The following is a 12,484-nucleotide window of genomic DNA, read 5'->3' as shown; positions in this document are numbered from 1 at the left end:
CCAGGGCTGGAGTCACATCACAGGGGTGGATTTGTCGAGGCGGGATGTGGGATGTCGGAGTGCCCCTCTACTCCTGGAGCGGTGGGCGTTGGAGAATGGAGGTATGGCCGATCTTCCGATGCCGACTGTGGGGCCGGTCTCCCGGCTGGCGCCCAAGCCGATGCGCTTCGTGCTGAACTGGGGACGGCGCTACTCCCTCTGGGTGTTCAACTTCGGTCTCGCCTGCTGCGCGATCGAGTTCATCGCCACCTCGATGAGCAGGCACGACTTCATCCGCTTCGGGGTGATCCCCTTCGCCAACGGCCCCCGCCAGGCGGATCTGATGATCGTCTCGGGCACCGTCACCGACAAGATGGCCCCCGCCGTCAAGCGGCTCTACGAGCAGATGCCCGACCCGAAGTACGTCATCTCCTTCGGCGCCTGCTCCAACACCGGCGGCCCGTACTGGGACTCCTACTGCGTGACCAAGGGCGTCGACCAGATCATCCCTGTCGACATCTACGTCCCCGGCTGCCCGCCGAGGCCCGAGGCGCTGCTGCACGGCATCATGAAGCTGCAGGAGAAGATCGCCCAGGAGAAGCTCAGCGACCGTTACGTGTGGTCCCGCGCCCACGGGGAGGACGCGTGACCCTCGCCGAGCGGTTCGGGGACAGGGTCCAGGTCTCGGAGTCATGGGGTGAGCGGACGGTCGACGTCGCCGCGAGCGACTGGATCGAGCTGCTGACGTTCTGCAGGGACACGGGGTACGAGTTCTTCGACTGGCTCAGCGGGGTCGACGAGCCGCCCGACGCGTTCGGGGTCGTCGCTCACGTCTACAACCCCTCGACGCACGAGCGACTGCTGCTGCGAACGCGGGTGCCGCGCGCCGACCCGCGCCTGCCGTCCGCTGTTGGGGTGTATCGGGGGGCGAACTGGCACGAGCGGGAGACGTTCGAGATGTTCGGCGTGATCTTCGACGATCACCCGTATCTGGTGCCGCTGCTGCTCCCTGACGGGTTCGAGGGGCATCCGCTGCGCAAGGACTTCGTGCTGGCGGCCCGGGTGGCGAAGGCGTGGCCCGGCGCCAAGGAGCCTGGTGAGTCGGGTCACGGCGCCCCCAGCCGCCGCAAGACCCTCCCGCCCGGAGTTCCCGCCGACTGGCCCTCCCCGTCCACCTCCACCGGACCCGCCGCGCCCCCGATCCCCGGGGAGCCGACCGCCCCCGCTTCTACGGCGGAGCGTCCCGCACCCGCCGCAGGTCCAGGCGAGCCCGCTCCGCCAGGCGCCGCTTCTGCGGCCGAGCGCTCCGCACCCGCCGCGAGTTCCGGGGAGTCCGCACCGTCACGCTCCACCTCTGCGGCGGAGCGTCCCGCACCCAGCGCAAATTCCGGAGAATCCGCATCGCCGGGCTCCACATCGCCCGAGCGTCTCGATGCACCGGGCTCGCCTTCGACTCCCGCGGCGTCGCCTTCGACTCCCTCGGGGGCGGGGGAGGCGGCTTCGTCGGGGGAATCGTCATCGCAGTCTTCGGAATCGCGTGCGCCCCTGGAGGAGCCCGATGGGTGAAGTCCTCGACATCGTTCTGAGGTTCGTCGTCATCCTTCTCGTGTTCCTGCTCCTCCCTCTCGTCGTGGGCCAGGCCGAGCACAAGGTCATGGCGCACATGCAGTCACGCCTCGGCCCGATGTACGCCGGAGGCTTCCACGGCTGGGCGCAGCTCATCGCGGACGGCGTGAAGTTCGCCCAGAAAGAGGACGTCATCCCGGCCGCCGCCGACCGCAGGGTCTTCCAGCTCGCGCCGGGCGTCGCCCTCGTCCCGTACCTCCTGGTACTGATCGTCATCCCCATCGGCCCCGGCCTCGTCGGGGTGGATCTCGATCTCGGGCTGTTCTACGTGCTCGCGGTCATGGGCATCGGCGTGCTCGGCTCGATCATGGCCGGGTGGGCCTCGGCCAACAAGTACTCGGTGCTGGGCGGGATGCGCTCGGCCGCGCAGCTCATGTCCTACGAGCTCCCGCTGGTCCTGGCCGCCTCCTCGGTGGCCATGGCGGCGGGCACCCTCTCCCTGCCCGGCATCGTCGAGGCCTGGCAGTGGTGGTGGCTGCCCTGGCAGGCGATCGGCGCGGTCGTGTTCTTCCTCGCGGGCCTCGCCGAGCTGCGGCGGCCGCCGTTCGACATGCCCATCGCCGAGTCCGAGATCATCATGGGCCCGATGACCGAGTACACCGGCATGCGGTTCGCCCTGTTCATGCTGGCGGAGTATGTCGGCATCGTGGTGCTGTCGTTCCTCACCACCGTCCTGTTCCTCGGGGGCTGGCACGGCCCGCTGCTGCCCGGTGTCGTCTGGACCTTCCTCAAGGTCTTCGCGCTGGCCTTCGTGATCATCTGGTTCCGGGTCAGCTTTCCCCGGCTGCGCGAGGACCAGTTGCAGCGGCTCGCGTGGGTCGGCCTGGTTCCCCTGGCCCTGGTGCAGCTCGCGCTCACCGGTGTGGTGAAGGTCCTCGTCGGCTGAGGCTCCTGGAGTACGGCGGGCGCTTCGTCGTTCAGGGGCGATGTGACGGCGGTCAGCCGAAGTCGGCTGGAGGAGCGTGGAAGACGGGCGGGGGCGCTGACCACGGTGGGCTGGGGTGGGCTTGCCGTACATGGTGATCAGTCGACGATGGCGAGCATGATCTCGGACGCGGTGGGGCGGTCGGAGGGGTTCTTGGCCAGCGCGGCGCCCACGATCCCGCGTAACGAGGGCGGCAGCGGCGACAGGTCGGGGTGCAGGTTGAGCACCCGGTTGAAGACGGCGGGCACCGTGTCCTCGCCGAACGCGGGCCTGCCGGTCGCCGCGAAGGTCATCGTCACCGCCCAGCTGAAGACGTCGGACGGCGGGCCGACGGGTGATCCCGACAGCTGCTCGGGCGACATGTAGGGCGGCGTGCCCGCGACCTTGCCCGTCATCGTCGAGCTGTCGAGCGAGCGCGCGATGCCGAAGTCGATCACTCGGGGGCCGTCGGAGCCGATCAGGACGTTGCTGGGCTTGAAGTCGCGGTGGACGACGCCCGCCCTGTGGATGGCGGCGAGCGCGCCGACTGTGGACAGCGCGAGCCTGGTGAGGCTGTCCTCGTCGCGCGGCCCATGGGCGCGGACGAGCTGCTCGAGGGAGGGGCCCGCGACGTACTCGCTCACGATGTAGGCCTGGTCCTGGCTGATGTTGACATCGAGCAGCCTGGCTGTGGAAAACGTGGCGACCCTGCGCGCGGCGTCGACCTCGCGGGCGAAGCGGGTGCGGGCGAACTCGTCGCCGAGGTCGTGGAGCACCTTGACGGCCACCTGCGTGCCGTTGGGAGCGGCGGCGAGGTAGACCGCGCCCTGGCCGCCGCGGCCCAGGGAGCGCAGCACCCGGTAGTGGCCGATCCACGCGGGCTCGCCCGGACGGCGCGCGGCGCCTGAGGGCATGGTGGACCTGCTGTGGACAGGGTCGCGGCCCACGGTGGGGCGGGAGCTCGCGCCGCCGTGCGCGGGGCCTGCCTGCCCGGGGTGACGGTTGTGGACGGCCTGCCTGTGGACAGAGCCCGCGTAGGGGTGAGCGGGCCTGCCGCGCCTGACCATCAGGGGAACCAGGATGCCGCTGTGGATGACGCCCCCTGCCCAGGCCACCAGCAGGCCGATGCCGACCAGGGCGAACAGCCAGTCGGGCGCCTTCTCGACGTCGTCGTAGCTGAGCGCGACGATGACGAACGCGCTGGCGCACGCGCCGTAGAGCGCGGCGGCGACGATCAGGGCCCTGCTCTGCAGCCAGTAGGCGGCGAACCCGATGGTGAAGGGCGTCGCCATGCCACACGTCAGCAGCGGGACCACGGCCCAGGCGACGGCGGCAGTCCAGGCCCCCGCGCCGGGGCGGTGGGGATGGCTGTGCGACATGGGCGAGAGAGTATCCGGTCGGGGAGACGGATCGGGATTGTGGACGACACCTGTGGATAACGTCCGTGGTTCCTGTGGATGACTGTGGAAAACCTGGGGACAACGGGCTGAGTGCATTCACCTGCGACGCATAGTGCGCCATGATGTGAATCATGGCGCGGATACCGGGAGTAGGACTGGTAAAGGGGCTTTCCGTCACCCTTCGCCACATGCTGCGCCGATCCGTGACCCAGCAGTACCCCGAGGTCCACCCTGACCTTCCCTCGCGCAGCCGCGGCGTCATCGCCCTGGTCGAGGAGAACTGCACCTCCTGCATGCTGTGCGCCCGCGAATGCCCCGACTGGTGCATCTACATCGACTCCCACAAGGAGACCCTCCCCGCCCCTGAGGGCGGAAGGGCGAGGCAGCGCAACGTCCTCGACAGGTTCGCGATCGACTTCGCGCTGTGCATGTACTGCGGCATCTGCATCGAGGTGTGCCCGTTCGACGCGCTGTTCTGGTCGCCGGAGTTCGAGTACGCCGAAGGGGACATCCGTAACCTGCTGCATGAGAAGGACAGGCTCGCCACCTGGGTGGAGACGGTCCCGCCCCCTCCCGCGCACGAGGTGGGGGCCGAGCCGCCCAAGGAGCTCGCCGCCGGCGCCCGGCCGCCACGTGCTGCGGGCCGTACCGCCCGGGAGGAGACGGGCGCGGCGGAGAGGACCGCTCCTGGCGCGCGGACGGCACGCGGGGCCGGGGCCGAAACCCCCGCCGCGACCGAACCGACCCCGCCCGCAGCGGAGGCGCACCCCACGGGAGGGGCCACCGGCGGTCCGGCGACCCCCGGCACGACTTCTCCTGCAACCGCCGGTATGCCCGCCGCTCCTGGAACGCAGGAAGCTTCCGGAACCGAAGTCGCTCCTGAAGCAGCTGGTGAGCCGCGAGCGACCGACGCGCCGGGCAGGGCAGGCAGGGCCGAAGCCCGCGACCAGGCGGGCGAGCGTACGCCTGACGTTCCAGGCACGTCGGAAGGTGACAGGGGACGGCCCCAGCGCCGCACCAGGATGGGCGACGTACGCGGCATCAGGCCGCCAGGCGCCCTTCCTCCTGAGTCCTCGAGCCCATCGCCCGGCGCTTCATCCACAGGCGCGCCCTCGGGTGAAGAGTTGTCCACAGGTTCGGGCGCGTCGTCGCCGCAGCCTCCGCCGGAGGAGCAGACTTCTGCAACCGAGCCGCGCAGGCGGAGGATGGCAGATCCCCGTTCCATCCGTCCTCCAGGCGGGCTGAAGCGCGACGAACCGGCGGAGCCCGAGGAGGACTAGTGACCGCGGTGCCTTCCTATCTGTCCCCCACAGGGCAAGAGATCGTCTTCCTGCTCCTGGGCGCGGTGGCGGTCGGCTCGGCACTGCTCGTCGTGACCACCAGACAGCTCGTCCACGCCGCTCTCTGGCTCGTGGTCTCCTTCGGCGCGCTCGCAGGCTGCTACGTCGTGCTGACGGCCGAGTTCGTGGCCTGGGTCCAGGTGCTCATCTACGTGGGCGCCGTCGTGGTGCTCCTGCTCTTCGGCATCATGCTCACCCGCGCGCCCATCGGCAGATCGGCCGACCTCGACAGCGGCAACAGGCTGGTCGCCGCCGTGGTCGCGCTCGCGACGGCCGGCGTCCTCGTGGCGGTCGTCATCGACGCCTTCCGCACCGCCTACACCCCGCTCGAACCCGGCGGCGGCGCGGCCAAGGAGCTGGGCGCGAGCGTCTTCCGCACATGGGTGTTGCCCTTCGAGGCGCTATCGGTCCTGCTGCTGGCCGCGTTGATCGGAGCCATCGTGCTGTCCCGCACCGATATCAAGTCAGGCGACGAACCCCCGGCCCCTGAGAGCAGGGGGGAGTAGTGCACATCGTCTATCCGGCGGTCGTCGCCGCGTTGCTGTTCTCCATCGGCGTGTACGGCGTGCTCGCCAGGCGCAACACCATCCTGGTGCTCATGTCGGTCGAGCTGATGCTCAACGCGGTCAACCTCAACCTGGTCGCCTTCGACGTCTGGCTGCGCGATCGGCTGCACGGCGGGCAGGTGCTCACGCTGTTCGTCATCGTGATCGCCGCGGCCGAGCTCGGGGTGGGGCTGGCCATCGTCCTGGCCCTGTATCGCAACCGCAGGACCGTCGATCTCGACCAGCTGCGCGAGCTGTCGGAGGACCAGCCCATGCCCGCCGGCCGTACGCTCCCGCCCCCGCAGGCGGGTGCCGACCAGCCGGGCGGCGGCTCAGGAGGGGAGCGGCCTGTGGACGACCCCGCGACGTCGGGCAACGGGGCGGCGGCCGGCCGGCAGGAGAAGCGTGCGAGCCGAGGAGGCGTCCAGTGAGCCGCACGTTCGTCGACGCCTTTCCCCTGCTCGTCATCCTGCTCCCGTTCCTCGCCGCCTTCGCCGGTCTGCTGTTGTCGCGCTGGCCGCGCCACCTCCGGCCCTCCTCCGACACAGCCGGTCCAGCCACCGGCGACACCGTCGCGGAAGGGGCCGACGGCACGGCCGCGCCACGGGGAGCCGACGCGCGAGCCAACCGCAGGGCCGCCTGGTTCGCGGTGCTTCCCGCCGCCGTCTCCGCCGTCCTGGCGTGCTGGCTGGCGGCGAGCCAGGGCTTCGCGTTCTTCCAGCGGCTCTCGCCCTACTCGGCGGAGGGTCCCGCCGCGTCGGCCACCGCCAGGGCGGGGAGCACCTACGGTGTGATCGAGACGGGCGGGGTCCCGATCTCCCTCACCCTCCAGGCCGACGAGCTCTCCTCGATCCTGGCCATCCTGGTCACGCTCGTCGCGCTGGCCGTGCAGATCTACTCGATCGGCTACCTGAAGGACGACCCGCGCTACCCCTCCTACAGCGCCTTCATCAGCCTGTTCACCAGCGCCATGCTGCTCGTCGTCTACGCGGGAGACCTCCTGGTCCTCTACGTCGGCTGGGAGATCATGGGGCTGTGCTCCTACCTCCTGATCGGCCACTGGTGGGAGGACAGAGCCAACTCCAGGGCCGCGGTCAAGGCCTTCCTCGTCACGCGCCTGGGTGATGTCGGCTTCCTGTTCGGCATCTTCGTGCTCGGCCTGTCCGCCGGCAGCTTCCGCATCGACGACGTGATCGCCAAGGTCCCGGAGCTGCCCACCGCCACCGTGGTCGCCGCCACGATGCTGCTGCTCGCGGGGGTCGCGGGCAAGAGCGCCCAGGTGCCGCTGCACACCTGGCTGCCCGACGCGATGGCGGGTCCGACCCCGATCAGCGCGCTGATCCACGCCGCCACGATGGTCGCGGCTGGCATCTTCCTGGTCGCCAGGCTTTTCCCCGTCTTCCTCGCCGCCCCGCCGACCCTCGACGTGCTGGCCGTGCTCGCGGCCCTGGGCATGCTGGGCGCCGCGCTGGCCGCGCTCGCCCAGGACGACCTGAAACGGGTGCTCGCCTACTCCACCGTCAGCCAGCTCGCGTACATGGCCGCAGCGCTCGCCGCGGGGTCCGACACCGCCGCGATCTTCCATCTCCTCACGCACGGCGCGTTCAAGGCGCTGCTGTTCCTGTGCGCGGGCGTGGTCATCCACCACGTCGGCTCCAACCTCATGAACCAGATGGGCGGCTTGAGGAGGGAACTTCCCGTCACGTTCGTGACCATGACGATCGGCTTCGCGGCGCTCATGGGCCTGCCGCCCGCCAGCGGCTTCTTCAGCAAGGACGGCGTCCTGCTCGCCACCGAGCACGCGCTGGGCGCGGGCCGCCTGACCGACGCCGCGGCTCTGCTGCTGTACGCCTGCGCGCTCGCGACGGTCGCCGTGACCGGCGCCTACGCTGCACGGGCCTGGCTGCGCACCTTCTTCGGGCAGGTGCGGGTCGTGGCGCTTCCTGAGCCCGAGCCAGGAACCGCTCACATCGTCGACACCAGGGAGGCGCCCGCCTCGATGCTGGGGCCCGTCGTCCTGCTCGCCGTACCCGCTCTGGGGCTCGGCGTCCTTGGGCTCGACCACGTCAGCTGGGGCACGGCGGCGATCAGTGTGGCGCTCGCGCTGCTCGGCGCCGGCATCGTCTACGCGGTGTGGCGAGGCGATCCGCTCGCCGATCCGGCCAGGCTGCTAGGGCCGCTCAGGGTCCCGTGCGAGCGGGCCTTCTATGTCGACACCATCTACGGCGCCTTGTTCGTCCGTCCCGTGCTGGCGCTGGCCAGAGTCGTGGTGCGCACCGACGACACGGTCGTCGACGGCGCGGTGCGCGGCTCGGGCCGTACCGCCCAGGGAGCCTCGGGGCTGCTGCGCCTCGCGCAGAACGGCAACGTGCAGCTCTACGTCAGCGGCCTGCTGGCAGGAGTGCTGCTGATCGCGGTTGGGGCGGTGGTGTTCGGATGACCTGGTTGCCGGTCGCGCTGCTGGCGGTGCCGCTGCTCGGCGCCGCGCTGCTGCTCGTGCCCGCCACCGCGGGCCGCCTCAGGTTCATCGGCCTGCTGGTGTCGGGGCTCACCCTGGCGCTGGCGGTGCTGCTCGCGGTGTTCTTCGAGTACGGCCAGGCCGCGCGCCTCCAGTTCGCCGTCGACGTGCCGTGGATCCCCTCGCTCGGCCTGCGCTTCCACCTCGGGGTCGACGGCATCTCCCTCCCTCTGGTCGTGCTGACCGCGCTGCTGACCTTCCTCTGCTTCGTCTACCTCTGCTGGAGCCCCGGCCATCTGCCGGACCGCGCACGGGCTCTGGTGTTCACGCTGCTCGTCCTCGAAGTCGGCATGCTCGGCACGTTCCTCGCGCTCGACCTGCTGCTGTTCTTCGTGTTCTTCGAGGTCGTGCTCATCCCCATGTATTTCGTGATCGCCATCTGGGGCGGGCAGGGACGGCGGGCCGCGGCCCTCAAGTTCATCCTCTACACGCTGCTCGGCTCGGTCGTGCTGCTGCTCGGACTGCTGCTCATCTGGGCACAGACCGGCACGCTCGACATCGTCGCCCTGACACGGGCACACGGCTCGGGGCTGTCCCGCTCGGTGCAGATCGTCGCCTTCGTCGCGGTCGGCCTCGGGCTGGCGGTCAAGACGCCGATGTGGCCGCTGCACACGTGGCTGCCCGACGCGCACACCGAGGCGCCCACCGTGGGCTCGGTGCTGCTCGCGGGCGTCCTGCTCAAGATGGGCACGTACGGCTTCGCCAGGATCGCCATCCCCGTCCTGCCCGAGGGCGCGGCCGCCGTGGCCCCGTGGCTGGGCGCCTTCGCCGTGGTCGGCATCGTGTACGGCTCGCTGGCCTGCCTCGCCCAGACCGACCTCAAACGCATGATCGCCTACTCGTCGATCGGCCACATGGGCTTCGTCCTGCTCGGCTTCGCCACGCTGACCCCCGTCGGCGTCAACGGCGCCCTGTTCGCCAACGTCGCCCACGGCCTCATCACCGGCCTGCTGTTCTTCCTGGCGGGAGGCGTCAAGGAGCGGTACGGCACGGCGGACATGCCGACGATCGGCGGCGGCATGCTCACCCGCTATCCCCATCTGGGCTCGCTGCTCACCTTCGCCTGCATCGCCTCTCTCGGCCTGCCGGGGCTCGCGGGGTTCTGGGGCGAGATGCTGGCCCTGCTCGGCGCCTTCCAGCCGGCCCCCGGGCTGTCCCGCCCGCTGTTCCTGGCCTTCATGGTGATCGGTGGTCTGGGAGCGGTCCTGACGGCGGCGTACTTCCTCACGATGCTCTCCCGCGTCACCCACGGCCGAAGGACGGCGCTGCGACCGAGCGCCGGTGTCCCCGTCCTCGACGAGGGTGGGCAGGCGAGTCCCGCTGTCGCCCTCGATGAAGGTGGACGGGCGACGTCCGAGGGGACAGGGGTCACCGCCGTCCGCGAGGGTGGACAGGCGGTGCCGACGGCGGCCGACGTCCGCCGGTACGAGCTGGTGGCCTGGGTGCCGCTGGTCGTGCTGACGCTGGTGTTCGGACTGTGGCCCAAGGCGCTGCTGTCCCTCACCACGCCTGCCGTACAGATCCTGCTGGGAGGCGCGTCGTGATCCAGACGATCGACTACTTCGCCATCGCGCCCCCGCTGATCGTCGCCCTGCTGGCGGGTCTGGTCCTGCTGCTCGACGCCTTCCTTCCGCACACCGCCAAGGTCAGGACGGCCCTCGGCCTGGTGTCGCTCGCGGGACTGCTGGCGGCCCTCGCGTTCGTCGTCGCCCAGGCCGCGGCAGGCACCACGCTGCAGACGTTCTGCGTGCCGGCCGATCTCGTCAGCTCGGGCGGCGCGGCCCCCTGCTCGTTCGTGGTCGACCACTTCACGCTCGTCTTCTCAGGTCTGGCGCTGGTCGCGGGCGTGGTGGTCGTGCTGCTGTCGATGACGCAGCTCGCAGAGGGCGGCATCCCCGTCGGCGAGTGGTACTTCCTCCTGCTCTGCACCCTCGTCGGCGCGACCACCCTGCCTGCCTCGCGCGACCTCATCATGCTCGTGGTCGCCCTCGAGCTGGTCTCCCTGCCGGTGTTCGCGCTGACGGCGCTCAAACGCTACGACGGCAGGGCCTCCGAGGCGGCCGTCAAGCTCTTCCTCGTCTCGGTCGTCTCCACAGCGATCATGCTGTTCGGGGTGTCCCTGCTGTACGGCATGACGGGCGCCGTGCATCTCACCAGGCTCGGGCAGATCCTCGGCGGGCTCTCGCCCGCTCCTTCGGGCGTGCCTCTGAACGAGTTGCCCGCCGTGGTGACCGTCGGCGTGGTGCTCGTGGTGGCCGGATTCGCCTTCAAGATCGCCGCTGTCCCGTTCCACGCCTGGGCGGCCGACGTCTACCAGGGCGCGCCTATCCCCGTGGCCGCCCTGCTGTCCGTCATCTCCAAGGCGGCGGGTTTCGCCGGGCTCATCCTGGTGCTCATGAGCGCGCTGCCGAGCCAGGCCCCGACCTGGTCGCCCATCATCGCGATCATCTCGGCGCTCACCATGACGGTGGGCAACCTGCTGGCCATGCGGCAACGCTCCGCCGTACGGCTGTTGGCCTGGTCCTCGGTCGCGCAGTCCGGCTACATCCTCGCGCCACTCGCGGTGATCAGCGAGGCGGGCCAGCGCGGTCTGGCCGTGAGCGCGTCCGTGGCGTACCTGGTGTTCTACGCGGCGATGAACCTGGGGGCGTTCGCGGTGGTCATGCTCGTGTCCAGGAGCGGCACGCGCAACGAACTGGACGACTACAGGGGGATGGCCTTCCGCAGCCCGGTGGCGGCGCTGGCGCTGGCCTTCAGCCTGATCTGCTTGGCGGGGCTGCCGCCAGGGCTCGCGGGGCTGTTCGCGAAGGTGGTGGTCTTCCGCGAGATCGTCAACGGCGGGCTGGGATGGCTCGCCATCGTCATGGCCGTGAACACGGTGATCGGGCTCTACTACTACGTCGTGTGGACGGCCCGCCTGTTCGCGCCGGTGCCATCTGAGGCTCCCCGAGCGCCGGGGGTGGTCAGGAGACCGGCGACGGCCGGGTGGATGGCGGTGGGGGTCACCCTGGTGGTCGCCATCCTGTTCTCGGCGGCCCCCCAACTCGTCCTCGGCATGACCACCTTGTAACCAGAGCTCTGCCCAGACCCGACACCTGCTCAGGGTTCCGGCTTGGGGTTGGGCGGGTTTCGTTCGAGGTCGGCGGGTCGTCCTTCTCGGCCTCCGTTCCCGAATCCGAGCAGGAGGGATCGGGGCGGCAGTGTATGTGGGAACGCGTAGCCGGGGGATGGACGTTGGTACAGGTGAGCCCACGCCACGGAAGGAGAGACCCCTTGCGCCACAACGGCATGCGCACCGCTCTCCTCCTGGGGTTGCTCTCCGCGCTGATCATCACCCTGGGTGCGTGGCTGGGAGGCGGCACCGGCGTTCAGATCGCGCTCCTGCTCGCTCTCGCCGGCAACGGCGTCGCCTACTTCTTCTCCGATCGCATCGCCCTGTCGGCCATGCGGGCCCGCCCCGTGAGCGAGGTCGAGCAGCCGACCCTCTACCGGATCGTGCGTGAGCTCTCCACCGAGGCCAGGCAGCCGATGCCGCGCCTCTACATCTCGCCGACGATCCAGCCCAACGCCTTCGCCACCGGACGCAACCCCCGCCGAGCGGTGGTGTGCGTGACCTACGGGCTGACCCAGCTGCTCGACGAGCGGGAGCTGCGCGGCGTGGTCGGGCACGAGCTGTCGCACGTGTACAACAGGGACATCCTGATCTCGTCGATCGCGGGAGCGCTGGCGACGATGATCACCTGGCTGAGCTATGTGGCGGTGTTCTTCGGGGGCTCTGACGACGACGAGGGGCCGGGCTTCCTCGGGGCTCTGCTCATGATGGTGCTCGGTCCTGTCGCGGCGGGCATGGTGCAGATGGCGATCTCGCGGTCGAGGGAGTTCCAGGCTGACGAGGCGGCCGCCAGGCTGACGGGTGATCCGCTCGCGCTGGCGTCGGCGTTGCGGAAGATCGAGATGGGCGTCCGGCGGTTGCCGCTGCCGGAGAACAGCCGGTTGACGTCGGCTTCCCACATGATGATCGCCAACCCGTTCAGCGGGAGCGGGCTGGGCCGGATGTTCTCCACCCACCCGCCCACGGCCGAGCGCGTGGCCCGGTTGGAGCGCATGGCGGGCTACCGCCGCTGAGCCAGGGGAACCGGGTGGAGTCGGCCGTACCCCCAGGCCACGACCAG

10 protein-coding genes and 1 pseudogene are annotated in these 12,484 nt (G+C 70.3%); 10 read left to right on the top strand and 1 reads right to left on the bottom strand.

Annotated features, from left to right (window positions below):
* Nucleotides 1–103 precede the first annotated feature (103 nt).
* Genes ABFX50_RS12210 through nuoH form a run of 3 tightly spaced genes read left to right on the top strand, consistent with a single transcriptional unit; the run spans nucleotide 104 to nucleotide 2,491 of the window.
* Nucleotides 104–628 (top strand): NADH-quinone oxidoreductase subunit B, encoded by a 525-nt coding sequence (locus tag ABFX50_RS12210; RefSeq protein ID WP_183651825.1) that lies wholly within the window; start codon nucleotides 104–106, stop codon nucleotides 626–628.
* Nucleotides 625–1,545, top strand: a complete 921-nt coding sequence (locus ABFX50_RS12205; RefSeq protein WP_346145933.1) for an NADH-quinone oxidoreductase subunit C — start codon at nucleotides 625–627, stop codon at nucleotides 1,543–1,545. Before ABFX50_RS12210 ends, ABFX50_RS12205 begins: the two co-directional genes overlap by 4 nt.
* The gene (gene nuoH, locus ABFX50_RS12200; RefSeq protein WP_183651822.1) at nucleotides 1,538–2,491 is read left to right on the top strand and encodes an NADH-quinone oxidoreductase subunit NuoH; all 954 of its coding nucleotides are present in this window, start codon (nucleotides 1,538–1,540) and stop codon (nucleotides 2,489–2,491) included. Before ABFX50_RS12205 ends, nuoH begins: the two co-directional genes overlap by 8 nt.
* 137 nt (nucleotides 2,492–2,628) lie before the next feature.
* Here the strand turns inward: nuoH and ABFX50_RS12195 are convergent, their stop codons facing one another.
* The gene (locus ABFX50_RS12195) at nucleotides 2,629–3,888 is read right to left on the bottom strand and encodes a serine/threonine-protein kinase (protein WP_346145930.1); all 1,260 of its coding nucleotides are present in this window, start codon (nucleotides 3,886–3,888) and stop codon (nucleotides 2,629–2,631) included.
* Between the two features lie 209 nt (nucleotides 3,889–4,097).
* Between ABFX50_RS12195 and ABFX50_RS12190 the strand changes: the two genes are divergently transcribed.
* From ABFX50_RS12190 to htpX, 7 genes and pseudogenes are all read left to right on the top strand, one after another.
* Nucleotides 4,098–5,189 (top strand): 4Fe-4S binding protein, encoded by a 1,092-nt coding sequence (locus tag ABFX50_RS12190; RefSeq protein ID WP_346145928.1) that lies wholly within the window; start codon nucleotides 4,098–4,100, stop codon nucleotides 5,187–5,189.
* Entirely contained in the window at nucleotides 5,189–5,755 is a 567-nt protein-coding gene (locus ABFX50_RS12185; protein ID WP_183651815.1) for an NADH-quinone oxidoreductase subunit J, read from the top strand. Before ABFX50_RS12190 ends, ABFX50_RS12185 begins: the two co-directional genes overlap by 1 nt.
* Nucleotides 5,755–6,057 (top strand): annotated as a pseudogene (gene nuoK / locus ABFX50_RS12180) (NADH-quinone oxidoreductase subunit NuoK); the annotation flags it as partial. The gene ABFX50_RS12185 and the pseudogene nuoK, both read left to right, overlap by 1 nt.
* Nucleotides 6,058–6,221: 164 nt before the next feature.
* Nucleotides 6,222–8,234: an NADH-quinone oxidoreductase subunit 5 family protein gene (locus ABFX50_RS12175; RefSeq protein ID WP_346145926.1), complete on the top strand. Its 2,013-nt coding sequence runs from the start codon at nucleotides 6,222–6,224 to the stop codon at nucleotides 8,232–8,234.
* A complete protein-coding gene (locus ABFX50_RS12170) occupies nucleotides 8,231–9,856 on the top strand; it encodes a complex I subunit 4 family protein (RefSeq protein ID WP_346145925.1) in 1,626 nt (541 codons plus the stop codon). The genes ABFX50_RS12175 and ABFX50_RS12170 overlap by 4 nt, the downstream gene beginning before the upstream one ends.
* Nucleotides 9,853–11,382, top strand: a complete 1,530-nt coding sequence (locus ABFX50_RS12165) for an NADH-quinone oxidoreductase subunit N (protein ID WP_346145923.1) — start codon at nucleotides 9,853–9,855, stop codon at nucleotides 11,380–11,382. Before ABFX50_RS12170 ends, ABFX50_RS12165 begins: the two co-directional genes overlap by 4 nt.
* 203 nt (nucleotides 11,383–11,585) lie before the next feature.
* A complete protein-coding gene (gene htpX / locus ABFX50_RS12160) occupies nucleotides 11,586–12,437 on the top strand; it encodes a zinc metalloprotease HtpX (RefSeq protein WP_183660258.1) in 852 nt (283 codons plus the stop codon).
* The last annotated feature ends 47 nt before the right edge of the window (nucleotides 12,438–12,484 follow it).

Source organism: Nonomuraea recticatena, from assembly GCF_039533245.1.
Taxonomy (GTDB): Bacteria; Actinomycetota; Actinomycetes; order Streptosporangiales; family Streptosporangiaceae; genus Nonomuraea; species Nonomuraea roseola.
Note: the sequence above shows the minus strand (reverse complement) of the source record. Positions and strands in the feature narration are given on the sequence as shown.